General features: G+C 46.0%; 22 protein-coding genes. 2 read left to right on the top strand and 20 right to left on the bottom strand.

What is annotated here, in order from left to right; genetic code table 11:
• Positions 1-126: 126 nt before the first annotated feature.
• From HMPREF1548_RS18605 to HMPREF1548_RS18565, 9 genes are all read right to left on the bottom strand, one after another.
• Positions 127-936 (bottom strand): helix-turn-helix transcriptional regulator, encoded by an 810-nt coding sequence (locus HMPREF1548_RS18605; RefSeq protein WP_021637991.1) that lies wholly within the window; start codon positions 934-936, stop codon positions 127-129.
• 204 nt (positions 937-1,140) lie between these two features.
• Complete coding sequence (locus HMPREF1548_RS18600; protein ID WP_021637990.1) at positions 1,141-1,584, bottom strand: GNAT family N-acetyltransferase; 444 nt, start codon at positions 1,582-1,584, stop codon at positions 1,141-1,143.
• Between the two features lie 123 nt (positions 1,585-1,707).
• Positions 1,708-2,397 carry a hypothetical protein gene (locus HMPREF1548_RS18595; protein WP_021637989.1) on the bottom strand — a complete coding sequence of 230 codons (690 nt, stop codon included), beginning with the start codon at positions 2,395-2,397 and terminating at the stop codon, positions 1,708-1,710.
• Positions 2,398-2,496: 99 nt separating this feature from the next.
• Positions 2,497-3,114, bottom strand: coding sequence for a type 1 glutamine amidotransferase family protein (locus tag HMPREF1548_RS18590; RefSeq protein ID WP_021637988.1), 618 nt, complete (start codon positions 3,112-3,114; stop codon positions 2,497-2,499).
• A gap of 344 nt (positions 3,115-3,458) precedes the next feature.
• Positions 3,459-5,726 carry an ATP-binding cassette domain-containing protein gene (locus tag HMPREF1548_RS18585; protein WP_035322877.1) on the bottom strand — a complete coding sequence of 756 codons (2,268 nt, stop codon included), beginning with the start codon at positions 5,724-5,726 and terminating at the stop codon, positions 3,459-3,461.
• 200 nt (positions 5,727-5,926) lie between these two features.
• Positions 5,927-6,472 (bottom strand): DUF6144 family protein, encoded by a 546-nt coding sequence (locus HMPREF1548_RS18580; RefSeq protein WP_035322876.1) that lies wholly within the window; start codon positions 6,470-6,472, stop codon positions 5,927-5,929.
• A gap of 176 nt (positions 6,473-6,648) precedes the next feature.
• Positions 6,649-7,479 (bottom strand): AraC family transcriptional regulator, encoded by an 831-nt coding sequence (locus HMPREF1548_RS18575; RefSeq protein ID WP_021637985.1) that lies wholly within the window; start codon positions 7,477-7,479, stop codon positions 6,649-6,651.
• A 100-nt stretch (positions 7,480-7,579) separates the two neighbouring features.
• Positions 7,580-8,302: a DUF5131 family protein gene (locus HMPREF1548_RS18570; protein WP_021637984.1), complete on the bottom strand. Its 723-nt coding sequence runs from the start codon at positions 8,300-8,302 to the stop codon at positions 7,580-7,582.
• A gap of 135 nt (positions 8,303-8,437) precedes the next feature.
• Positions 8,438-9,061: an SDR family oxidoreductase gene (locus HMPREF1548_RS18565; protein WP_021637983.1), complete on the bottom strand. Its 624-nt coding sequence runs from the start codon at positions 9,059-9,061 to the stop codon at positions 8,438-8,440.
• Between the two features lie 283 nt (positions 9,062-9,344).
• On the opposite strand from HMPREF1548_RS18565, the gene HMPREF1548_RS18560 reads away from it, so the two are divergent.
• Positions 9,345-9,959 carry a hypothetical protein gene (locus tag HMPREF1548_RS18560; protein WP_021637981.1) on the top strand — a complete coding sequence of 205 codons (615 nt, stop codon included), beginning with the start codon at positions 9,345-9,347 and terminating at the stop codon, positions 9,957-9,959.
• A gap of 69 nt (positions 9,960-10,028) precedes the next feature.
• On the opposite strand, the gene HMPREF1548_RS18555 is transcribed toward HMPREF1548_RS18560, so the two are convergent.
• The 5 genes from HMPREF1548_RS18555 to HMPREF1548_RS30940 form a co-directional block, all read right to left on the bottom strand.
• Positions 10,029-11,132 carry a DNA alkylation repair protein gene (locus HMPREF1548_RS18555; RefSeq protein ID WP_021637980.1) on the bottom strand — a complete coding sequence of 368 codons (1,104 nt, stop codon included), beginning with the start codon at positions 11,130-11,132 and terminating at the stop codon, positions 10,029-10,031.
• A gap of 151 nt (positions 11,133-11,283) precedes the next feature.
• Entirely contained in the window at positions 11,284-11,490 is a 207-nt protein-coding gene (locus HMPREF1548_RS18550; protein WP_021637979.1) for a hypothetical protein, read from the bottom strand.
• A gap of 111 nt (positions 11,491-11,601) precedes the next feature.
• Positions 11,602-13,515, bottom strand: a complete 1,914-nt coding sequence (locus HMPREF1548_RS18545; protein WP_035322874.1) for a sensor domain-containing diguanylate cyclase — start codon at positions 13,513-13,515, stop codon at positions 11,602-11,604.
• A gap of 27 nt (positions 13,516-13,542) precedes the next feature.
• A complete protein-coding gene (locus HMPREF1548_RS18540) occupies positions 13,543-13,989 on the bottom strand; it encodes a MarR family winged helix-turn-helix transcriptional regulator (RefSeq protein ID WP_021637977.1) in 447 nt (148 codons plus the stop codon).
• 268 nt (positions 13,990-14,257) lie between these two features.
• Entirely contained in the window at positions 14,258-14,431 is a 174-nt protein-coding gene (locus HMPREF1548_RS30940; protein WP_320919930.1) for a hypothetical protein, read from the bottom strand.
• Positions 14,432-14,591: 160 nt separating this feature from the next.
• On the opposite strand from HMPREF1548_RS30940, the gene HMPREF1548_RS18535 reads away from it, so the two are divergent.
• Positions 14,592-15,923 carry an FUSC family protein gene (locus HMPREF1548_RS18535; protein ID WP_353612054.1) on the top strand — a complete coding sequence of 444 codons (1,332 nt, stop codon included), beginning with the start codon at positions 14,592-14,594 and terminating at the stop codon, positions 15,921-15,923.
• Positions 15,924-16,108: 185 nt separating this feature from the next.
• Here HMPREF1548_RS18535 and HMPREF1548_RS18530 read toward each other — a convergent pair whose 3' ends face one another.
• The 6 genes from HMPREF1548_RS18530 to HMPREF1548_RS18505 all read right to left on the bottom strand — a co-directional run bounded on the left by HMPREF1548_RS18530 (position 16,109) and on the right by HMPREF1548_RS18505 (position 22,858).
• Positions 16,109-16,861, bottom strand: a complete 753-nt coding sequence (locus tag HMPREF1548_RS18530; protein WP_021637974.1) for an alpha/beta hydrolase family protein — start codon at positions 16,859-16,861, stop codon at positions 16,109-16,111.
• 154 nt (positions 16,862-17,015) lie between these two features.
• Positions 17,016-17,696 (bottom strand): hypothetical protein, encoded by a 681-nt coding sequence (locus tag HMPREF1548_RS18525; protein WP_021637973.1) that lies wholly within the window; start codon positions 17,694-17,696, stop codon positions 17,016-17,018.
• Positions 17,697-17,729: 33 nt separating this feature from the next.
• On the bottom strand, positions 17,730-19,286 hold the full coding sequence (locus tag HMPREF1548_RS18520; RefSeq protein WP_021637972.1) for a carboxylesterase/lipase family protein: 1,557 nt from the start codon (positions 19,284-19,286) through the stop codon (positions 17,730-17,732).
• A gap of 13 nt (positions 19,287-19,299) precedes the next feature.
• Positions 19,300-20,190, bottom strand: a complete 891-nt coding sequence (locus HMPREF1548_RS18515) for a carbohydrate ABC transporter permease (protein WP_021637971.1) — start codon at positions 20,188-20,190, stop codon at positions 19,300-19,302.
• Between the two features lie 9 nt (positions 20,191-20,199).
• Positions 20,200-21,114, bottom strand: a complete 915-nt coding sequence (locus HMPREF1548_RS18510) for an ABC transporter permease (protein WP_083493019.1) — start codon at positions 21,112-21,114, stop codon at positions 20,200-20,202.
• Between the two features lie 16 nt (positions 21,115-21,130).
• Complete coding sequence (locus HMPREF1548_RS18505) at positions 21,131-22,858, bottom strand: extracellular solute-binding protein (RefSeq protein ID WP_021637969.1); 1,728 nt, start codon at positions 22,856-22,858, stop codon at positions 21,131-21,133.
• Positions 22,859-23,049 lie beyond the last annotated feature (191 nt).

The following is a 23,049-nucleotide window of genomic DNA, read 5'->3' as shown; positions in this document are numbered from 1 at the left end:
GAGTCCATGCATTTGGGGGCTAAAAACATACACTTTTTTACAAAATCACTTTTTTTGTCTCCCGTCCGGGCAACATAAATACAGGGAAGGATTCCTCCTTCCCTGCATGAATTGCCATTTCATTATTCATATTGCCGTTTTCCTGAATTCCCGGGGGGAAATGCCGACCTGGTTCTTAAAAAAGCGGGAGCAGTAAAACTCATTATTAAAATGCAGTTCGGCGGAAATGTCCCTGACAGACATATCGGTCGTCTGAAGAAGGAACTTAATCCGGTTTAACAATATGGTATTCAGATATGATTTTACACTCTGCCCGGTGGCCTTTTTGTAGTGATACGCCAGCTTGCGGGGCGTGGTACCGATATTCTGGCACACATCGCCTATCGACAGATCCGCATAAATATGAGTGGTCGTATAAGTGAAAAATTTTTCGAATTTAAGATAGATTGACAGATCGTCCGAGTACTTTTCCACAAACGGCTGAACCGCGCCCAGGATAATCTGATCCAGCTTCAGCCGGAAGGGCAGAACCGCTGAAATATCGCCGCTGTGGAGCACCTCCTTAAGCCTTTCAATTTCCTCCCTGGAGCTGTCAATCTCCAGAATGTGATCCAGCTCCGACAGCAGATCCTGGTTCGGGAGGATGAAAACCCTGAAATGAACATACAGTTTTTCCAGATAGGTATCACATTGGCTGGAAAAGGGAAGCTTCGCCGGTATCAGGTAAATATGGTAGGGCTGCAGCGTAAGGGTTCCCGATTCCGTAATAAGCGCGCCCTCGCCGTCCAGGGTGATATAAAGCCGGTTCACATTGTCATGGGGCGTGCAGCACCATTCCTTTCCCACTATGACATGCCTTAACTGCGTCAGTTCAATATTCAGATACTTGTATATATTCATCGCCGAGGAAAACAGGTAATCATATCTGTGCTGCATAAGCCGCTCCTTTTATCACTGTGGTTTTAACCTGCACGGATTGCCGCAGGGTATATGCTGTTTTTATTAAAGTATAACACAGCGGAAACCATTTCACATCTATTTAAAAGATTATAGAAAACAGACTTTTGCTGCCATTAGGACGGCTCTTATACGCTCATTGAGGAGAAGCTTATTCAAAGTTACCGCTGTGCACCGATCCCTCTACAACTCTTTTTTTAAATAAACCATATCCACAAGCTGTACCCCTTCCTCAAAAATGAGGTGATCGTAATTGTCCGTGAAGAAATCAGGAATCCTGTGGGAAAGTGTAAATCCATTATTTTCATAAAACCGCAGGGTGGAAGGGACATCACCCGTTCCCACAAGCATGGTTCTATATTTATCTTTGTAATATGAGGAAATATACTGTATAAGCCTTCCGGCATAGCCCATATTCTGCCACTTTTCATAGGTTGCGATACTTTTAAGCTCGCAGGTATCGGGGCTTTCCTCTGTAACTACGCATATGCTTTTTAAATCATTATCATATAAAGCAAACAAATCTCCGCGTTCAAGATACCTGTCTATCATAGACTCCTGTTCATCAGCAAGCAGCAGTAAATCGATGAATTGTTTCTTATCTTTATTTATAATTTTAATTTCCATGGCATCCTCCCTGACTGCGCCGTATTATTGAAAAATAGTGTCTGTTCAGTTACTTTACAGCTTCTGTAAAAATCCATCCTGAATCATTTTCTTATTCTTTGATCTGACAGCAGTTACAAAGGATCATTTTGTACTGTCATCTACATCCAATCCTGTCAGATTTCCCTGCTTATCCCGCACGGCATAAATTTTAACCATACTGTCCTCAAACGGTCCGAAATAATGCTTCAGCGATGTATCCTCAAAATATCCCACCAGTTCGCCATGATAATACAGCCGATCCGAATCTGCATCATATGTTAAACCATACTGACCGTAAACCTCATAGGCATCCTCAATCCGTTCTTTTACCATCTCTTCCACATCGTCTGTATAGCCATCGATGCTGATGCTGATTTCTAACTCACCTGCCGCGTCTTTCAAAGACGGCGTTCTGTCTGCATATTCCTGTTGGCTGAAGGAACTTACCCCGATAAGCGCCCCTATTGTATCCCGTTCTGCATAAACATCCACAGCACCGGCTTTATTAGGCCATTTTATATAACGGTCCGTATCGGTAATATCTTCAAAATATCGAACCTGTTCTCCGTTAAAATACAGTCTGTCTTCTTTTTTGTCGTATACCAGCCCATAAGGCTGATAAGGTTCAAAGACCCCCGCTTTTTCTTCCCTCTTTCTCTGCTCTTTCTGCGCTGACCTCAGAAGTCCTGTGCCGATGATTGCTGCCAAAATCAATAGGACTGCACAGATAACTGCTGCCGTCAGTACTTTTTTTCTTACCGCTTCCGAATGCTTCCTTGTGTTTTTAGCCATAATCCCTCCGTTTGGGGCCGGTGTGTTTATTATACGCTTGATTTATCAGACACTTGCTTTTTATAACTCTGCGTATTCCCTTCCGCAGCAGCGACCGGATCAGTCGTTCCAGCTGGTGGCATCCTGGGGCATTTCTGCATTATAACAGCCCAGCTTATGGAAATCATACCATTCTGTGATTATTTTTTCCGGAGCCGCCTCCAGGGCGAACAGCACTTCCTTCGCAAATTCCAATGGAGCCGTGCCGTTTGCCGTGATTATTTTTCCATCCCTGACGGCTTGCTTCATAACATACCTTTGTTCTCCTGTATATGCCTCTCCCGCCCATTGTTTTAAATCGTTCAGGTCATTGCCTGTATGATACGCATCATTCAGGGCGCCCACGGCTCCCAAAAACGCGGCGGCATCGCAGATTCCGCCCAAAACCTTTCCGTTTTCCCTGCATTGATCAACGAGGGGCCTGATCCTGCGGGCCTCCTCATTTCTCCACGCCAGTCCCCCAATTAAAACAAGCGCTTCATATGTGGAAGGGACCGAATTAATATCATAATCAGGCAGTACACGGAAACCGCCGATGGAGGCCACAGGTTCCCTGGTCAGGGATACCGTCTTAACTTCAAACCTTCCACGTCCCAGCATATAGAGGGCCGAGGACAGATACGCAGCCTCCCAGTCGGCATATGGCTCCAATATTACGAATAAAACATATTTCTTCATATATTTTCTCCTTTTCTTTTAATGAAATATCATAAACAAGTTATTTAATTATACACTATATTCTATAATTTGTATTGTAAAATATAGTACTATTGTTCATTTTCGTAACAGCTCAGCATTCGGCCTGGCTGTTACTACATCCGCCCATCAAAACTTGCCTTCGGTGAGGAGCGAAAGCCTGCTGCCATCACGTTTTCCCACAGTTTGCGCAGTAAATGCACGGACCTGCCTGAACTGTTACTCCGTTTCTTCCCCCCTTACAAAACAGCGTCCTATTTCCCGCAATATTTTAAGAGCTGCTCGCGCAGCTCTTATTCATGTATCTTATAATGCCCTCCGTCAGGCTATACACCACACGCTGCCCGCAGGCTGTCCGCCGTCAGTGTTTTAGCATTGCGGATCATCTCCTCAGGCGTTCCTGTAAATACCACCTCTCCTCCGTTTTTCCCTCCATCGGGGCCGATGTCGATGATCCAGTCAGCCTGCTTTATCACATCAAGATTGTGTTCAATTACCACCAGGGTATTTCCGCGGGATACGATCATATCAAACAGCTTCAGCAGGTTTTCGATATCAGACATATGCAGGCCTGTGGTCGGCTCGTCCATCACAATAATGCGTCCTTTTTTCCCCAGGTTCTTTGCCAGCTTGATTCTCTGGCGCTCTCCGCCGGACAGCGTACTGAGCGGCTGGCCTAACGTCAGGTAGGATAATCCCACCTGCTGCATCACCTTCAGGTGTTTCCTGATTTTGGCATCCTCAAATATCTCCATTGCCTGGGAAGCGGTCAGCCCCAGCAGTTCCACGATATTTTTTCCCTGATACCTGCAGGTAAGCGCTTCCTCATTATACCGCACGCCGCCGCAGGCCTCGCACTCCGTTACCACCGGATCCATGAACGCAAGCTCGGTCACAATGACGCCTTTTCCGCCGCACACCGGGCAGGCCCCGGTGGAATTGAAGCTGAACAGGCTCTCCGGCCAGCCGTTTTCCCGGGCCAGCAGCTTCCGTATTTCATCAAAGAAACCGAGAAAAGAGGCTGGCGTAGAACGGTTGGTGGCCGTGATGGGCCCTTGGTCTATCATCACGATATCATCTTCATATTGTTTTGCAAAAACCTGGGAAATCAGGGTACTCTTACCCGAACCGGCCACGCCTGTTACAACGGTCATGATTCCCAGCGGAATGTCTGCATCCACATGCTTCAGATTGTGAAGGCAGGCATCACGTACAGGCAGGCTGCCCGCAGGACGCCGGGGCGCAAGCTTCAACGGCAGGGACTGGCGCATGGCCTTTCCCGTTAAGGTATCGGCGCAAAGCAGCTCCCGGAAGCTTCCTTCAAAGACGATCTCGCCGCCGTTTTGTCCTGCCAGCGGCCCCACGTCTATCACATGATCCGCAATGGAAATCACATCCTTATCATGCTCAACCACCAGGACCGTATTGCCCTTGTCCCGCAGCTGCATCAGAAGGCGGTTCATACGGCCCACATCGCGGGGATGCATCCCGGCGCTTGGCTCGTCAAATATATAGGTCATGCCGGTAAGGCTGCTGCCCATATACCGCACCAGCTTCAGCCGCTGCGCTTCTCCGCCGGAAAGGGAGGGCGTCTCCCGGTTCAGATGCAGGTAGGGCAGGCCGATTTCGATCATCCTGTCCAGTCCCTCGATCAGGGTAGTCACCAGCACCGATACCGTTTGATCCGATATTTGTGACAGAACCTCCCTCAGCTGCGTCAGCTCCATCCCGCACATATCCGCAATGGAATAACCGTTGATTCTGCAGCGCAGGGCGGCCTCATTCAGCCGTTTTCCATGGCAGGCGGTACACTCTGTTTCCGTCACCAGGCTCTGCGACTTTTCCCGGGTATGTCTGCTTTTATTGCTGATATCCCGGTTCAGGAGCTTTTTTGTAAAAAAATTGTACAGCCCGGGTACCTTCGGATCCTCCGGCTCTCCGCCGCCGTCGCGGGAGCCGTAAAGAAGCAGGTTATATTCCTCTTTTGTATATTCCCGGACAGGCTTGTCCAGGTCGAACAGGCCGGACTGTGCATACTGTTTCCAATACCAGGTACCGGGACGGTACAGGGAATCCTTTACACAGCCTTCGTTCCAGGATTTATCCGGATCAAGGATAACCCATATATCCACTTTTGTGACCTTCCCAAGACCGGAGCAGGTCTTGCACATCCCGTTGGGATCATTAAAGGAAAAGTAGGACGCCGTTCCCGCAGCGGGCTTCCCTATCCTGGAAAAAAGCAGCCGCAGGCTGGCATATAAGCCGCTGATGGTGCCCACAGTGGAACGGGCATTCCCGCCCAAAGGGGACTGATCCACGATGATGGAGGCCGTCAGATTGTCGATGCGTTCCACCGCCGGTTTCGGGTATTTGGGAAGCCTTGACCTCACAAATGCCGGATAGGCGGCACTCATCTGCCGCTGTGACTCTGCGGCAATGGTATCAAAAACAATACTGGATTTACCGGAGCCGGACACTCCGGTAAACACTGTGATTTTCTCTTTTGGTATTCTGAAGGTTACATGCTTCAGATTATTCTGGGTCAGCCCGTGCACAACAATATCCGCCGTCCGGCCCACGCATTTTTTGTCCATCTCTTCCATTTGTTCTCTCCTTTGGCTTTCAGTCCCTAAAAACATCCGGAGTACAGCATAGCAGAAAACAAAATACCATTCATGACAATTTTTGCTGCGTTTTGTCCCCATGGCCCGGTTACTGTTCAGGCAGGTCTGTACACTTACTGTGACGTCCACACAAATATGCCTTAACAGCAGGCATCTATCCTGCGCGCTCCTTACCTCCAGACAGGGTTATGAAGCGTGATTTTCATCAGACATACATCGTGGCCCATCTTTATGCTTTTCAGCAGCTCCACGTCTGCCCTGCAGGAAAATGCTGTTTCAAAAAGGATCTTGCTGTACCCGGTGGTACACTGGCACCAGGTGTCCGTCTCCAGCCTATCCACCTCGGCAAGCATAGGGCAGGGACAAAAAACAAACTGTAAAAACAACTCGCCATCCTTACAGAAAAGCCCGGCCGTCCTTGCTTTCCTGGAAGCCGCAAATTCTTCTATGTTTGACGCTTCCGCCTTCAGCTCCTTTACAAGCGCAAGCTTTTCCTCCATCCCGTAACCGCACTGGCAGTTCCTCCGTATCTGCTTCACGGTTCCGCTATCGAAGCTGTTCTCCAGGCGGTGCATTGCCGCCTTTACCCATCCTGGATTATTTTCTGCCTTTGTCTGCTGCCCGCCATATACCACTTTTCTTGCGGTTTCCTCATCGCTTTCGGCTTTGACAGCCTTATAGATTACATCTTCCTGTATTTTTCTTATATCGAACATAATTTTCTCCCTTTTATCCTGTGTAACATTCCGGTTATCTGCATTTATTTCCTTTGATACAGCAAATGTATAAAAATTGCGTAAAAAAACCTCCTCTCCGCAATAAAAAAGATTTTTCAAACCTTCTTTATTATAGAGAGGAAGCTGTCCTGCCGACTTCTGAATTCTTGCTTTTTTCAGACCGGAATACATAAATCCATTTTCACCCTGTGGTTTTCCCTGTCGATGCTGTGATAAATATTTAATCCGTACCGCTGCGCCATTTTGCAGCCGCTTTGAGGCAGCCAAACGCTGAAAATCCCCTGCAGTGTTTCAAAAATATCCCTGATTTCACCATCAAAATGATAAACCAGCCACTTTCCCCCTTTGATCCACGTTACATTATCCAGGCCGCAGTCCGGTTCCGCCGACATGCATATATCGCAGATACACTGCGTCGGGTCCGTAATTGCCGGATCATTAAAAAAACGCTCCGCCAGGATAGTGTCCTCCCGTAAAAGTGCCTTGTATTTATCCAAAAACTGATACCAGTTCTTTTCAAGCTCCGCATAATTCCCAATAAACCGCTCATACACCACAAAAAAATCCCCCAGCTCCAAAAGCTCCATCCGGGAGGCATATTCCTCCGCGGTTTGGAAGCGGGCAATCCGATCCGGGGCAAACGGCACGGGCATGCTGCGCGTCGCAAGGGACTGCCGGAACATCGCAGGCGAGGTATTATGACGCTTTCTGAATACAGAACTGTAGTTGGAAGAGCTGTACCCGTAATCCAAACCGATGTCCGTAATCGCTTTTGTTGGATTCAGCTTCATATCCACGGCGCTCTGATCCACCCTGCAGCGTTTAATAAAGGAATAGAGAGTTTCCCCGGTTTCTTCCCTGAAGATCCGGCTGAAATAGAATTTTGATATAAAAAAATGCGCAGCTACGGTATCCAGGGATAATTCTTCCTCCAAATGCTGTATGATATAATCAATGCTTTCGCTGACAAGTTTTTTTCTGTCCATCTATCTGCATATATCTCCGTTTCCGTGCCGAATCGTATTTGAAAATTGCTTTCCCGCCGCCAGGTTTGCCTCGGGGAATGAAATGCTGGGCTTCCTCCCGCTAAAATAACCTTTTCCCGTCTAAAATATCTATATCTAATTCCTTCGCCATACCGGTCTGTTTATACGGGTTTATTTTTTCGGTTACGCCATTGCGCCTGAAAAATGAGCCTGTATTTTTAAACCAGAAGGTAACATCCGCCTTCACGCACTGCTCACGGATATCAAGCACCCAGTCATAGTCACACAGGCGTGCTTCCCGTCCCGTTTCCCCGCCAACGGTAACATGCTCCACGCCATGCAGATAGGGCGTCAAATCTATCGCCTCCAAAAGCGGCGCGCAGGCGATAAACCTCCGTTTTATCGGATAGGATAAAAACAGGGGAAGCCTGGCGTCGGCCAGTTCCTGATTTTCAACAGTACAGCCGATATTTACATTGTCATATCCTTCTCCCCAGTCCGCAGGCAGCGATACCGGAAAACGGTCAATCCGCTTTGTCAGGATTAAAAAATCTATATCTGCTCTTTCCCTGATCATGGACCAGGCTTCTTTGCGCCATTCATCCGCTTCGGGCAGGAAAAAATCAGTGGCAAAGCAGGTCGCAAGAATTTTGTTCCCTTTGATATTGTATTCGCCTTTCGCATTTTTCCGTATGGGCCAGTCGAATTTGTCCGTTTTTTGTATCGTGTTCTGCCCATAGCGTTTCGCATACGGTCCGTAAAAATAGCAGTTCGTACAGCCGTCGCTTGCTTTATAACAGCCGGTCCATGGCTCCCAGTTCATAATTTTCCTCCCTGTCAGATGCTTTTTTACATATTGATGTCTAATCACTTTTTACACATTGATGTCCAATCACTCCGCCATGAAAAGTGTATCATATATCTTCATTCCATCATAGTGACTTTTACGTACTTCTTATTATTTCCAGTGAATATTCAGCCCGCCGTCGATATCAACTGAGCTGCCTGTTATATAGGAGGAAAGCGGCGACAGCAGCAATAAAACCACAGGCGTAACTTCTTCCGCCCGACCAAGCCTGCCGAAGGGAATCCCTCTCCTTTTCGCCTCCTCCTCTTTCCAGGCTTTAAAGCTCAATAATGATTGGGATTTTTTATATCTATCCAGCTGACGCTCCGTATCGATTGCACCTAAATTTATTGTATTTACACATATTTCCGGCGCAAGGGCCTGTGCCAGCATATAAGCGACCTGCTTAACCGCCGCCCGGGAAGCGCTTACCGCCGCCATATGGGAATCCGGGATATTGGCCGTTATTCCGTTGATAATTACAATTCTGGGTGCCTCTGCTTTTAAAAGCTCCTTTACTGCAGGCTTCACCGTATTCAGGACGCCGCCGACCTTAATCTCATACTGGCTGCGCCAATCCTCCGCCGACGTTTCCAGTACTGTTCCCGTAGAGCCTCCGCCTGCGCCTGCAACAACGTTTGCGCCCTCTTTCAGCAATTCCAGTACGACAGCCCTTCCGATTCCTTTGCTTCCTCCGGTCACTAAGAATACCTTATTTTTCAATTGTAAATCCATATTTTTTCATTCTTCCCCAAGCCCGGCCAAACACTTACGCAGGTCACCACCATCAGTTATTATATCCATCATATTCCGGCTATGAGGAAAAAACAATCCGGCAATTATTCCCCATACGGTGATAAACATAATCAGAAACAGAATGAAAAAGAAACCCTGCCTGCCCTGGCCTGCCGCACCACTTAGATATGACTTAGAGAAATCATATCTATAATGGATAATAAATCAGGGCCGGACTGCATGTGGTGCTGTCCTGTAAAAAAACAAAGAGAGGAAATTAAAGATGAACAGAAAGTATATGTTTGCAGCAGCAGTTCTGTCACTCACAATTACCGCAGCAGGATGCGGAAATAAACCGGCGGCTGAAAGCAGCGACACAGCCTCCCCGCAGGCTGTCCCTACCACCGAAGCCACGGCAGAGGATACATCGCAGCAAGTGCACGATGATGGCGGCGGTGAAAAAAATGGAGCAATTAGTGAAGGAGCAGAAAACAATGGGCAGGAAAGCACGGTGCCCGAAAACAGGGAAGCAGGGAATGAAGCAGCGGGAAATAACGAAGTGGAAAACCCGGAATTGATTTTTATCGGCGGGAAAGTAAGAAGTGTTTCCCAGGATTCTTTTGTACTCAGCCGCACGTTATATGAGGACTCCACGGATGGGCAGGGAGCGGTTATTGTAATGCCGGAGGCCGGAAGCCCGGAGGAAGAATTAGTGACCGTCCGGTGCCTGGATTCAACAGTCTTCATGCGATGGACAATTAAGGGCGGCGGTGAGGACATTAAAGAAGAGGAAGCAGCTTTTTCTGAGCTTCAGGACGGGACCGGCCTGGAAGCGCAGGGGTACTTTGACGGAGATGAGTTTATCGCAGAGAAAGTGATCATCGAAGTTTATGAATAAAGCAGGAAAATGCAGTAAAAACCGTTGCGGCATACCTTTTGGTGTATGCCGCAACGGATGATTATCCCTCTATGCTATCGGCAATACTTCAAAATCCAGCGTCCCCACCGCGGTGCCGTTCACAATAAGCGTAACTGAATGAGTGCCGGGGTAATGCTTTCTGGTGCTCACCTCTTCAAAGGAATGTTTTTTCGTATAGAGCCTCATCTCGTTTTCCTGTAAGGTTATCTCGGATATCTGGAATATTTTGCGGCTCCGCGTACCGTTTGCCTTTACATAATCAATCCCGTATTCCAGACGTATTCTGGCTGCCTTTTTTGCCACGACTGTAAAGGAAAAAGCCAGATTTCCCCCGAGAGCCACACACTCATCCTCCAGTGCAAAGCCGGTAACCTTCACACAGCCGGCATCCGCAAAACCAAAGATATCCAGCACATCCCTGTTTCCCTTTTTCAGAAGCGTCCTGCAGCCGTGCTTCACAATCCAGTCCGTATACTCATTTCCCCCGTACCAGTCCTTTGCCGTTTTTATGACCAGTCCAGGATGTGTTTTGGAGATATCATTCAGGTTATTGGCCACGCTTTTGCGGACATACGGCGACGGATCGGCTTTCAGCCGTTCCAGAATGCCAAGAACCGGCGACGGGTCTTTTTTAAAACTGGTCAGGGCCTGTCCCCAGGGCAGCCGCGGCCGGCAGCCCTCGCTGGAAAGACGCCGGACATGCTCATTGCCATGCCCGGCCCAGACGGCCATCTGCCGCATCATACGCTCTTCATGCTTTATGATAAATGGCCTCACTGCAAATTCAGAAGATGATAATGTGGTAAATCTTTCCAGCGCAGCCATGGACAAATCCCAATAGCGCTCTTCCTGTCCGTAGACCTCAACAAAATCCGGGAAATACATGAAAGCAAAGTCGTTATACCCTTCAGTATAACCTTCCACTACCTTATTGAGGATGCCAATCGCCTGTTCATAATCGTCCGGCAGATATCTGCCCAAATTCACAGAGATTTGCCGCATACGGGCTTTCAGCTCTAACGCTTCCCATGTCTCGTTGATAACAGCCTTTACAAAATCCTCCTCCCGAAATGAAGGATATACAGCCTTTACACGCAAAGCCAGTTCATGGAGAGATTCGTAATTATACCTGTTTTTCAGTAGTTCCGGCATATTGCCCCCTTTACAAATATCTATGCAGCCCTACCCTTTTTCAGCCTATGCTGTTCGGATTAAAGTCAACGCCATTATATCTGTTCTCCATGGAATACAGCGATTTATCCGTCACTTCAATCTCAACCTTCGCCGGCTTCCCGTTTTCATCCTAACCATGATACAGATATAAACATGAGGCTGGCATTTCCTCTCCATACGGAATCAAAACCACATCCAGATCCGGGTCGCACTCCGGCTCCATCGTCACTACAACGCCTTCTGGCAGCTCATAGTCATAGCCGGGCATCAGAGCCGCTGCCGTTCCGATGAATTCCGCTTGTAGTCCGTCAAACAGACTGTCACAGGCATGCCCCACCAGGCTTAATTACCTGCAGCTCAATGTATACAGCCGCTTATCATCTTCCACCGCAAATATTCCGGCTAATATTTCCACCGCCCTTTTAATTTGATTATATTCCTCAGTCACTTATTTATCACCAAAAAGCGCAAACCCATCTTTCCCTTTTTCCTTCGCATGGTACAGCGCCTTATCAGAGTTCTGGTAAAGGACATCGAATATCTTCCCATCTTCCGGCGCAAATGCGACTCCTATGCTGGCTGAAGTCTTCCATCTGGCTGACTGATCGGAAAATTCATGATGCAGCTCCTGAATAAGGCTCCGTGCCTTGTCTGTCGCCCATTCCCTTGACGGAACAGTTATAAATGCCACGAATTCATCTCCGCCAATACGCCCCACAATGTCCCCGCTGCGGAACTGCCTTCTTAAAATGTTGGCAAATCCCGAAATTACCAGGTCGCCGAATGCATGACCGCAGTTATCATTTACCTGTTTAAAATTATCAATATCTATGATAAAAAAGGCATATATCCTGTCAGGCGCTTCCTCTAATGCGTGCTGTATATGATATTGCGTGGCCGCCTTATTATACAGTCCCGTAAGAGAATCCAGTTCCATTTTTTCCATCAGCTGTTTTGCATACTTTTTCTCCTCATCCACATTCTGCCTGTAGACAAACATCCGGACAGATTTATCCTCATCCCAGTAAAAAATCCGTGCCGTAATGCGCATCCAGTAATAAGACTGGCCTCCATCATTGGATATCATAAAATCATAGCACAGGCTTTCCTTTCCTTCCTCGTATGCTTTTAATATATTTTTCGGGCTGAAGGTATTGATATAGCCTTTTCTGTATTCCTCCTTAATCTGCTTTTCAGCAATAATATACAGCGCCTTATCAAAAGGCGTATCCTCCGGAACGCCAAGGCTTTTGAAATATTGTTCCGTAGCTTCGCTTGCCACACGGTTATGAGTGAGATCCACTTCATAAATATTTTCATATATTTTCTCTGTCTCCAGCTGGAATACGCCGCTGTGCTTCTTCTCCTTCTCTATCGCCAGCCTGACAACTTCATTATTGTACCTGTGTATTATTTTGTTAATAGTATATAAAACAAGAATGATTACCAGGATAACAATGAAGGCGCCTACACAGATTTCCTGCTGAATCTCTTTTTGTTCCACAGTAGTGTCCCGCTCCACAATCAGGTGCCAGCTCAGCGCCGGAATATACTGTGTCACAAGATAGCCCTTCTTTCCTCCGCCGGAATACCAGAAGGTATGGATTTCCTCCTTTCCCTCAAGCACCTGCTCTTTCAGCTGTGCATAGCCGATGTCCGAAAACAGTTCTGTCTTTTCATATCCTGTTTGGGATGTGGAAATCTCAATCGTCCCGTCATCATCCACAAGAAATGCCTTTATGTGATACCGTTCTTCGTAGTCCCTGAAAATGGACTGGATGTAATTGACGCGGAAGCCCACGCCTACCACACCCATAACTTTCCCCTGTTCATCCCTGATTTTACAGTTGATAAAGACTGTGATGTCATTATCCGCCGTAGCGACCTCATCATTGTCTATATTAAGGTAATACTCCTGATTTGAATCCAGCCGGCTGAAATACCATTCATTTTCCGGATTGTCCGGGAAAAGGACCCTGTCAACACCATTAAAATTATAATACCGGTTTGTTTCGGCTGATACCAGAAAGGCAGAGTCATAGCCGTATTTATCTTTATATGTACGAAGATAGTTCTGCAGGATTGCAATATACTCCTTCTCGTCCTTCCGCTCGGCTTCTTCCGACAAAAACTGTTTCAGAAGGCTGTCATTTGCCATGGTAAGCGAAATACTGACAGGCTTTGTAAAAATGGATTCAATCTTATGATAAATTCCCTCGGCAGTCAGATTGGATACATTTTCCGTTTCCTGCTTAAATAACCCCTGATTGGAGTGATAGCTAATCAGCGAGGTGACCGCAAAACCCAGAATAATTACGGTACATACAAACAAATTGGTTTTTACCAGCGCAATTTTTTTCACTGTTTCTTTCACCTTCCCGTACCCTTTCTACTTCAGCTCGGGCAATATTTGTTTCAGCGTCAATATAGCATCGTTAAGGCTTAGAAGCTCTTCTTCCGTAAGCTTTTCTTCCAGCATCCGGATAAATGCCGTATTCTTAAGGTAATACTCATCAAGATAGTCAACCGCTTTCGCAGTCAGGCGAATCGATATCCTTCTCCGGTCATCTTCCACATGTGCCCGTTCTACAAACTGGTATTTATACAGATTATCAACCAGTTTCGTCACCTGCTGCTTGGGAACCTTCAAATGCTGCGCCAGTTCTGTCATCGTAACCACTCCCAGAGACTTTAAGGTTTCCAGGCAATAATAGGTTTCCAGGCTCATTTCTCCATTCAGGCTGTCTTTAAACGGCCGGACCAGTTTGGAATTCCATACCGGCATGACCAAAAGCAGATTCTGTACAAATTTTTCCGCAGTTTTTTCTGTTTCCATTCCCTCTACTCCGTTTCCATTCTCCTCGCTCCATGTTGACAAAAGAATTCCGCAGTGATATTCTAAGAAATTAGTAAACAAAATATGACTTTTTTAGAAATGTTACAATTTTTCTCTATTCTACTTTTAAAAAGACGAAAAGTCAATCACACTTCCATAAATAAACCCATTATAAAGGAGATGCTGTAATTATGAAACTGTCAGGAATCTCAGAAAGAATTCGAAGCAATTTCCGCCACAGTACTTTGAGTTTCATTTTTATTATTGCCTATGTAAATATTTTCCCCCTGATATTCGGGCCTGAAAACTCCATAGTAGCTGTCATTTTCACTATTATGATGTCTGCATCAATGGTACGTGACCTTACGGCCACTCCGGTAAAGCATCTGTTCCTCCAGTCAGCAGTATTGGTATGGATGGGTATCGCTGCCTTTCTGGTCACCACCCTCCCCGCCTTATTTTCCTTTCTTATTAATTTTTTTACGCTGCTGTTGATTCTATATGCTTTTACTTATGAATATTCCAATCACATATATTTTCCTTATATTCTGTCATACCTGTTCCTCATCTTTATTTCGCCTGTACACGCCGGGCAGCTTCCCATGAGAATACTCGGAATGCTCGCTGGCGCCGTATCAATTATGCTCTATCAATGGGTTATGGGAAGAAAACGTGTGCAGGAAACTGCCAGGGATGTCTTAACAGAAATGATTGATGATATTTGTCAGTATATATCACAGCGGACAGCCGGAAATCCGCAGAAGGCGGATCTTTCCGCCATGCGGCACAAATTATGCCGTTTAAGCCGGACAGTCTATGAGCGGAGGAAAAAAACCTTATGTGTTTCCGATGCCGGTTTTTCCATGATAGATGCAGGACGCGGATTAGAGCATCTGATGATCCTGATACAGGAGTTTCCTGAAACATTATCCGGACAGGATAAAATATTTCTTTCAGAAATTGTCAGGCTGCTGAACCAGATGCGTATTTTTCTTCAGCAGGAAGGCCATGTTCTCCCTTCTCTGGAGACTTCTTTGTTTTATGAATTAAAAGATGATAAGACTGCCCGGCTTCTTTATAACAGCTTTGTTTATATCCGGGACCGCCTTCTTCATATGACTGATCCCCAGAGCCGGACACACTACAGAAAAACAGCTCTTTCACTTAAAGTACGGCTCCAGGCAGCGCTGGATTTAAGCCCGGTGAGGGCAGTCTATGCGCTGCGGATCGCACTGCTTTTATCCTGCGCCACATTATTGGTGCAGCTTCTTGCACTTCCGCATGGAAAATGGCTTTTGTTTACTCTGGCATCCGTATCACTTCCCTACGCGGATGATGTTCCCGTGAAAATGAAAAAAAGATTCCTTGCTACAGTGATTGGAGGACTGCTATCAGTCGTTATTTACACATTTATCCCTTCCTCCGCAGGACGCACTGCAGTTATGATGTTATCCGGCTATCTTTCTTTTTATTTTACGGATTATACGGAAACCTTTGCATGCTCTACTATCGGCGCGCTGGGCGGCGCGGTGTTTATGAGCGCTTTTGATTTTCAGGCGGTTGGAAATATTTTTCTTATCCGTATCGGATATATAGTGGCGGGGATTGCTGTCGCATATGTAATCAACTGTCTGCTCTTTCCTTATACGCATGCCATGGCAACCAGGCAGCTGATGAAAAAGTATAAGGGCATAACAGAATTGCTGACAAAAGTATGCCATTCTGAGCATGTGGATACCCAGTTATACTATAATCTTGTAATCCAGGCCCATCTGCAGGAAGAAAAGCTTACCTCCAATGCCCATCTGGAGGAATGGGGTGAGCTCCCGGCCTTGCTCGCCGAATACAGGGCGAAGGTACGTCAGGCACACCGCGGCCGGATTCCTGAGAGGGCAGATGCGCCTGTCTTTGAATCCGGGCATCTTGCTACCTGATGTCATATTGTAATTATTTGGTTTTTGTGGTGTGATGCAGGGTGCCAAGAACCCACAATCCTGCTGGAAGGCCGGTCGCCAATCCGGCAAGGCAGCGGCTGACAGCAGCCGTAGCTGCAACAGGATATGGCGTATTCTTTCAGCCTTCCTTTAAGCGCATCAGTTAATATAAACTATCCTGATAATTATTCTGTACACAGAAAATTAACTACAGCTTTAACCATCTGCGCATACTCATCCCCCTGAAGCCCATGATCAATCCCTTCCATCAGCTCCAGCCTGCAGTTTTTCAGACACTCCTGATACCGGACGGCAGCAGATGCATCAACCACCGCATCATGGATGCCATGAATTACCAACGCAGGTCCCTGGTAATTACCGGTCACTTCATAAATCGGGAGCAGCTTTGCTATCCGGAAATAATGGCCTCCCACTACATGTTCGCCGCCCACACATACCGTATCCGGAATATGCTGCGTATCATAAACCGCATCCATGCAGACACCCTTCTGCGCGTCATCCTTCAGCGTGGCCGCCGGAGCCAGCAGGACCAGTTTATGAATCACATCCGGATAATAACCTGCCAGCATGCCTGCAACCACACCTCCCTGAGAGTGTCCGATCACATAGATTTCCGTCACGAAATCCAGCTTCCTCACATATTCAAGAATTGCTATGGCATCCTCAATTTCATTCAGGACATTCATATCCGTAAAACCGCCATCGCTCTTACCATGCCCATTAAAATCAAATCGTACCACAGCAATTCCTTTTTCTGTCAGCAGGTCTGCTAATACCTGGAAAAGTCCGTCCCTTTCATAACCCAAATCTCCGGTAAAGCCATGAAAAATGATGGCTGCCGGACATTTGCTTTCCGTGTCCGGCCGCTCCAGTCTTCCCCGCAGGGTCAGGCCGTCTCGTTTGATATTGATATCCATATATTTGTATCTTCCTTTCTTTTTCAGTGGTATTCCGTCACCTTAATATTTACGGATTTTATTAATTATAATACCATATTCGTCCCTACACTGCACCGTTTATTATTCATGCTATGTTTTCTTTTTTTATCTCATGAAAAAGGACAGGTGTAATTCAACCTGTCCTTTTTTCCGTTTTTACCAGTTCCGCTTCAAGATAAATGTATGGATTATCCTCATGAAGGCGTTCCTTATATACCTGTACTTTATATTTTCCATCCTTAGTTTCGCTGAAAATTAATTTCGTCCAGAAACAGGTTTGCAGGAATTTTGTTTCCACTACCAGTTCCTCTGCATCAGCAAAGGCCGTAGATACCGTCCATGTATAGATTGGAATTGCTCCTTTGCTGTACACGGGCCTCAATTCTCCGTCCAGATAAGCATGGATACATGTCCTGTATGTCCCATCATCAAAAACCAGTTCAAGCATATTATTTTTATAATATATGGAAACTTCCTTTACATTTACATCTTCGTGATCATAAAAATCCGTATATACATTATTGTCATCCACCGGCCGCAGCTCCGTATTTATATGAAAGGCCCCGGAGGTAACGCGATATATACCGTTCCAGCGGTTTAAATCCTCCGGAATGCGATTGCTTTTGCGTTTTTTAACTTTTAGGGTACTGATGTAATTACACAATAACCGGTAGCCTTCTTCATCTTCCGCCAGCGCCCCTGAGGGAAGCGTCGGACGCAGCAGATATTTACTTATGATCTCATTTTCCGCACGGGAGCCTCCGTCATCAGCAGACTGGTTAACTGAAATTGTCAGATCATTCGTTCTGCTCATAATCACATCCTTGCATATTCAATCTGGCTATTTCTAATGCTGGGCCTTCTCCGTAATCTTAGCCCTGTTTTTCTCAAATACCGGCTGCATATACTTCTTATATAACGGCATGAGATCATGATCATAGTTACAGCGAAGCTCCGGCTTTACATCAAAAACCATGGTCTGTTCTTTCTCAGGCGTGCTTGCCGGCCATTCAGGCAGCCCGTTATGATTCGGATTACCGCTGTGTGCAAATGCCATTACCGTATCGAAAATCAGTTTTTCCAGTTTCTCCGCGCATTCCTCCTGGGCGGACGGCACAAACTCCGTATTGTGGAACACATATGAAATATCAGCGCAGTGCCAGGGCGTGGAACCGCCTTCGATGGGCATATCGTGGTTGAACATGTAGGAATAGGTACACTGGTTGAGTCCGCTTCTCATACGGATATATTTATGTATGCCATTCCTGAAAATATAATCCATACGGGTAAGATCGCTGATATGTCTTTCCGGATATGCCTGTTTAAACAGGGGAATCAGCAAAGCTGCCGCTTCGGCTCCCAGCACCTCCTCCACGCCCCTTATTCCCGCTTCCTCCGGCATTTTCTTCTTATCAGCATTTCCCGGAACAAAAGAAGCCATCTCTCCGAATACGGAACCTACCAGCATGGGAATATGGGCAGTTTCCTTCCTGAAACCGTAAAGCAGCGGATCGCCTGCATAGAATTCATTACGGAAGGGTAAATCCCCCACATATCTGTTTTCTCCTGCAAAAGCAGGCCGCACCTTTATATAGGCATCCGCCAGACTCTGATAAGGCACCTCTTCCAATTCCTTCACGCTGCGTATGCACAATTCTGCCATAATGCTCTCCGCCAGGGCCTTTCCGCTTTCTTCCTCAACCGGCTTTTCCACATCAAGCACACCGCTCATGGAATATCCTTTGGCATATAATCCGTCAGCCCCGGGAGACTGCAGCAGCGTAGTTACCTTTCCACCGCCTCCTGACTGGCCGAATATAATTACATTATCCGGATCCCCGCCGAATTTTTCCACATTTTCCTGAATCCATTGCAACGCTGCAATGATATCATCTCCTCCTGCATTTCCTGAATTGATATATTCGTCCCCAAAATCAGAAAGATCAAAATAACCGATTATATTCAGCCTGTGGTTAATGGAAACCGTAACTACATCCCCATATCTGCTCATATTTTCGCCTTCATAAGCGATATGCTCAATCGCAGATCCCGATTCGTATCCGCCGCCGTGAAGCCATACCATAACCGGCCGCTTCTGATCGTCACAGGCCGGTGTCCACAGATTCAGGTTCAGGCAGTCTTCATTCATCGGCCAATAACGGTGCGGTACGAATATTTCCCCATTTGGCCTGGGCAGATACAGCTGCGGGCATACATAGCCAAAGCTTGTGGCATCGAACACATCATCCCAGGCCGGGACCGGTTCCGGGGCATGGAAGCGCTTCGCTTTTGCATACGGAATTCCTTTAAAGACATAAATATCCTTCAGGATATAGCCCCTGACTTTTCCTTTCGTAGTTTCCACCACTGCCGTTCTGTCGTCAAATTGAAATCTTGTCCCCATTTTTTCTCCTCCATTACCCTTTTATTGAACCAATCATAACGCCCTTTACAAAGTACTTTTGTACAAAGGGATAAATACAAAAGATTGGAAGCGTCCCTACTACTATTACAGCATATTTTACCACTCTTGTCAGCAGGAGTGTCGCGGCCGAGCTGGCGCTGTCCCCCACAGCCAGCATGGCCGCCCCCTGCTGGGAAGTAATTAAATCCTTTAATACAAGCTGCAACGGCCATAAGCTTCTGTCCTGAAGATAGATCATTGCTATAAAGTAGCTGTTCCACTGTGCAACAATAAGAAACAGAGCTATTACCGCAATGCTTGCCTTGGACAATGGATAATAAATGCGGAATAAGATTGTCCATGCGCCGGCGCCGTCCAGCTTCGCACTTTCTTCCAGACTGTCGGGAATAGAGAGAAAAAAAGTACGCATTATAATCAGGTTCATGGGAGTAATACAGCCCGGAATAATAACCGACCATATGGTATCCAGCATATGCAGATTATTCATCAGCACATAGTTTGGAATAAGCCCTCCATTGAACATCATGGTAAATGTAATCAGAAGCATAATCGGATTTTTGAGCTTCAGGTTCTTCCTTGACAGGACATATGCGCCTATCGATGTAAAAAATACCCCCAGCAGTGTCTGGACGGAAACATATAGCAGTGTATGCCAATAGCCATTCCATACAGTATATGATTTCAGGACCTCCCGGTATCCGATCAATGAAAATTTTTTCGGCCATAATACAAGTCCCTTGCTGAGCGCAAGAGCTTCCGGATCCGAAAAAGAGGACATTATCACATGGATAATCGGAAGGATGCATACAACGGATATTGCAGTCAGTAATATTGCATTACCTGCCGAAAATACAGTTTTTCCCACACTTTTTGATTCAACCATAGCAGCCTCCTAGAACAAATTTGTATCGCTGAACTTTTTTGCCAGCTTATTTGCCACAACAATCAGTACAAAATTGATAACGGAATTAAACATCCCGACTGCCGTTGAATAACCATAGTTGAACTCCTGCAGACCTTTTCTGTACACAAATGTGGAAATAACATCTGCCGTTTCATAAATATTTGCATTATACAATAAGATAATCTTTTCTGCACCAACAGCCAGCATTGTACCGCATTTCAATATCAGCATGATAATAATCGTTGATGAGATTTCCGGTATTGTAATATGTATTGTCTGCTGCCATCTGTTTGCACCATCAATCGCTGCAGCTTCGTACAGCTCCTGATCAACAGCGGAAAGCGTGGCCACATAAATGATGCTGGAATACCCCAGGCTCTGCCATAGCTCGCTGACAGTCATGATTGCCCTGAAATATTTGGGATCTGCAAGCAGATTTTTACTTTCTCCTGTCAGAGCCGTCATAAGTGTACCGCCCAGAAGCCCGTCGGAAGATGTAAAGTCTATAATAATTCCCGCCAGTACTACCAGTGATATAAAATATGGCATATAGGTTATTGTCTGCACAGCCTTTTTAAACCGCAGACGTTTGACTTCATTCAGCAATAATGCAAATATGATTGGCAGCGGAAAGCAGATTAAAAGACTTAACAGGCTGATGATAATTGTATTCCTTAATACACGCCCGAAATACACACTGTTAAAAAAGTCTATGAAGTTTTTAAAGCCCACAAAGCTGCTTCCGAAAATTCCGTTTGCCGGCCGGAAATTCTGAAATGCTATTACCAGTCCTCCCATAGGGACATAAGAAAATACGATAAAATAAATGAGCACCGGAAGCAGCATTAAATAGTAAGCCTTATTAATTTTAAGATCATGGATCAAACCTTTTTTCTTTTTCACATCCATCTCTCCGTAATTATCTGTTATTATATCTTTCATAGCCGGTCTGATAGATATTCAGAGCCTCTTCAATTCCCATGGAATAAATCTGCTTAACCGTATTGTCCCAGTTTGCAAGCGCAGTATCATCTGTTATCGCCTTAATCGTCTCTTCCTGTACATAGGTAGAAATATCATTCATTATTGTTGATACCTGCTGTTCTTCCTCCGCTGTCAGAGACCAGATTGTATTGTACTGTTCCGTAGACTCTGTCCAAATTCTGTCCCATTCCTGATTTTCTTTTGACTTAAACTGTGCATTACGGTATTTTGCTTCATCAGAGATTGCAAAGACACATGCCACATTCAGACGAAGGCCATCGGAGGAGCCGGATGGATGCTGCATAATTGTATCCGTAAAAACAGGTGTACCGTCATTCATCGTATAGGTTTCGCCTTCAATCCCAAAATTTGTCAGCCTGATCCCATCTTCGGAACATAAATAATCAATAAAATTCATTGCCAGCTTGGGATCGGCGCACTTTGAGGTTATCGCAAACCAACTGCCGTTTCCACAATAGAGCTGCTTGATAGAAACTTTAGGTTTTGCTCCGTCAGCTACTCTGACAGGGTACCCTACCGCGGCCGCATCCGCATCCGGAACCGTGTTCTGCAGTGCAAGAATCATAGAGGGCAGCGGACCGTCCAAAGTATAACATGCGCCAACCTTTCCTTCCCCAAACATAGCGAGGAATGTGTCCATTGTAGACATCAGTGATCTTGTCATAAATTCCTTGTCCAGCAGTCCTTCCTTATACCATCTGTTCATTGTAGTCAGATAGTCCTTATATCCTGCTTCCACAGCACCGTAGGTCAACTTACCGTCAGAACCGGGATAAATGCCTATATCATTACGGAAGTCAACCGGCGCCTTCTCTATTCCATATGCAGCCAGCAGCGCCTGATCCATTCCTGTAGTATTCAGCATACTATAGGGTACTTCAATCCCCATATCCTTAAAAGCTTTCAGTGCGATTTCCCATTCGTCCACTGTTTCAGGGATATCCAGGCCGGCTTTATCCAGCAGATCCTTTCTGATGACCTGCCCCCACCACTGAAGCTCTTTGCCTTCAAATTCAGGCATATATTTTGCGTAAGCCACAGCCATCCTGTTTTCAAGGGTCGTGGCTTCCTTATAGGACTGATCATTTTCCTTAATCAGCGCCAGATAATTAGGCATATATTCTTCCGCATAAGGTGCGAGATCAATAAAACAACCATCCTCTACCGCCTGATCCATTCCTCCCGGATAAGAAATACCGGTATTCCCAACTATAATATCCGGATAATTACCGGATGCAATCAGAAGATTAAACTGTGCTTCTTCTTCGCCTGTTGCAGGAATAATATAATTGATTTTAATGTTGGTATTCTCCGAAAGCTTCTGATAAGAAGGATTATTGTCAATTACCTCCTGTGTGAAGGTCTGGGCTCCTGAAAAATTCGCACCGCCTATGGCAAAGAAAATGCTGAGTTCCTTCTGCTCTTCACAAAGTGGCCCCACATAATTGCCATTTTCATCTCTCTTATTTAATGCCGCTGTATCACTGTCCTTTGCTTCTGCCGCTGTTTCCGCTACGGAAGCAGATGCACCTGCCGCCTGCTGGTTATCAGTCGTTTTTCCTGACCCACACCCTGCCAGGGCCGCTGCCGTTAATGCCGTAATTCCTAATAATGCAATCCCTTTTCTTAATTTACCTTTCATTACTGCCTCCCATTCATATTTCAGGTATTTTCCACATTCTATCAGTTTTCCTTCAACACCGTACGCGTCCGGAGCTGAAATACATCTGTGTAACTGCACCTTAACATAGCTTTCGACGTGAAGATAGTTCCATTTTCCAACCAGGGCAAAAGAAAAAATGCCATTTTCCGGCCTTTCCAGGCGAAAATGAC

Source organism: Clostridium sp. KLE 1755 (genome assembly GCF_000466465.2).
Lineage (GTDB): Bacteria > Bacillota > Clostridia > Lachnospirales > Lachnospiraceae > Eisenbergiella > Eisenbergiella porci.
This window is presented reverse-complemented; position numbering and strand designations above follow the sequence as displayed.

Coding starts and splice junctions, on each gene's coding strand:
- HMPREF1548_RS18605 (WP_021637991.1), bottom strand. CDS start 936: ATGCAGCACAGATATGATTACCTGTTTTCCTCGGCGATGAATATATAC.
- HMPREF1548_RS18600 (WP_021637990.1), bottom strand. CDS start 1,584: ATGGAAATTAAAATTATAAATAAAGATAAGAAACAATTCATCGATTTA.
- HMPREF1548_RS18595 (WP_021637989.1), bottom strand. CDS start 2,397: ATGGCTAAAAACACAAGGAAGCATTCGGAAGCGGTAAGAAAAAAAGTA.
- HMPREF1548_RS18590 (WP_021637988.1), bottom strand. CDS start 3,114: ATGAAGAAATATGTTTTATTCGTAATATTGGAGCCATATGCCGACTGG.
- HMPREF1548_RS18585 (WP_035322877.1), bottom strand. CDS start 5,726: ATGGACAAAAAATGCGTGGGCCGGACGGCGGATATTGTTGTGCACGGG.
- HMPREF1548_RS18580 (WP_035322876.1), bottom strand. CDS start 6,472: ATGTTCGATATAAGAAAAATACAGGAAGATGTAATCTATAAGGCTGTC.
- HMPREF1548_RS18575 (WP_021637985.1), bottom strand. CDS start 7,479: ATGGACAGAAAAAAACTTGTCAGCGAAAGCATTGATTATATCATACAG.
- HMPREF1548_RS18570 (WP_021637984.1), bottom strand. CDS start 8,302: ATGAACTGGGAGCCATGGACCGGCTGTTATAAAGCAAGCGACGGCTGT.
- HMPREF1548_RS18565 (WP_021637983.1), bottom strand. CDS start 9,061: ATGGATTTACAATTGAAAAATAAGGTATTCTTAGTGACCGGAGGAAGC.
- HMPREF1548_RS18560 (WP_021637981.1), top strand. CDS start 9,345: ATGAACAGAAAGTATATGTTTGCAGCAGCAGTTCTGTCACTCACAATT.
- HMPREF1548_RS18555 (WP_021637980.1), bottom strand. CDS start 11,132: ATGCCGGAACTACTGAAAAACAGGTATAATTACGAATCTCTCCATGAA.
- HMPREF1548_RS18540 (WP_021637977.1), bottom strand. CDS start 13,989: ATGGAAACAGAAAAAACTGCGGAAAAATTTGTACAGAATCTGCTTTTG.
- HMPREF1548_RS18535 (WP_353612054.1), top strand. CDS start 14,592: ATGAGAATACTCGGAATGCTCGCTGGCGCCGTATCAATTATGCTCTAT.
- HMPREF1548_RS18530 (WP_021637974.1), bottom strand. CDS start 16,861: ATGGATATCAATATCAAACGAGACGGCCTGACCCTGCGGGGAAGACTG.
- HMPREF1548_RS18525 (WP_021637973.1), bottom strand. CDS start 17,696: ATGAGCAGAACGAATGATCTGACAATTTCAGTTAACCAGTCTGCTGAT.
- HMPREF1548_RS18520 (WP_021637972.1), bottom strand. CDS start 19,286: ATGGGGACAAGATTTCAATTTGACGACAGAACGGCAGTGGTGGAAACT.
- HMPREF1548_RS18515 (WP_021637971.1), bottom strand. CDS start 20,190: ATGGTTGAATCAAAAAGTGTGGGAAAAACTGTATTTTCGGCAGGTAAT.
- HMPREF1548_RS18505 (WP_021637969.1), bottom strand. CDS start 22,858: ATGAAAGGTAAATTAAGAAAAGGGATTGCATTATTAGGAATTACGGCA.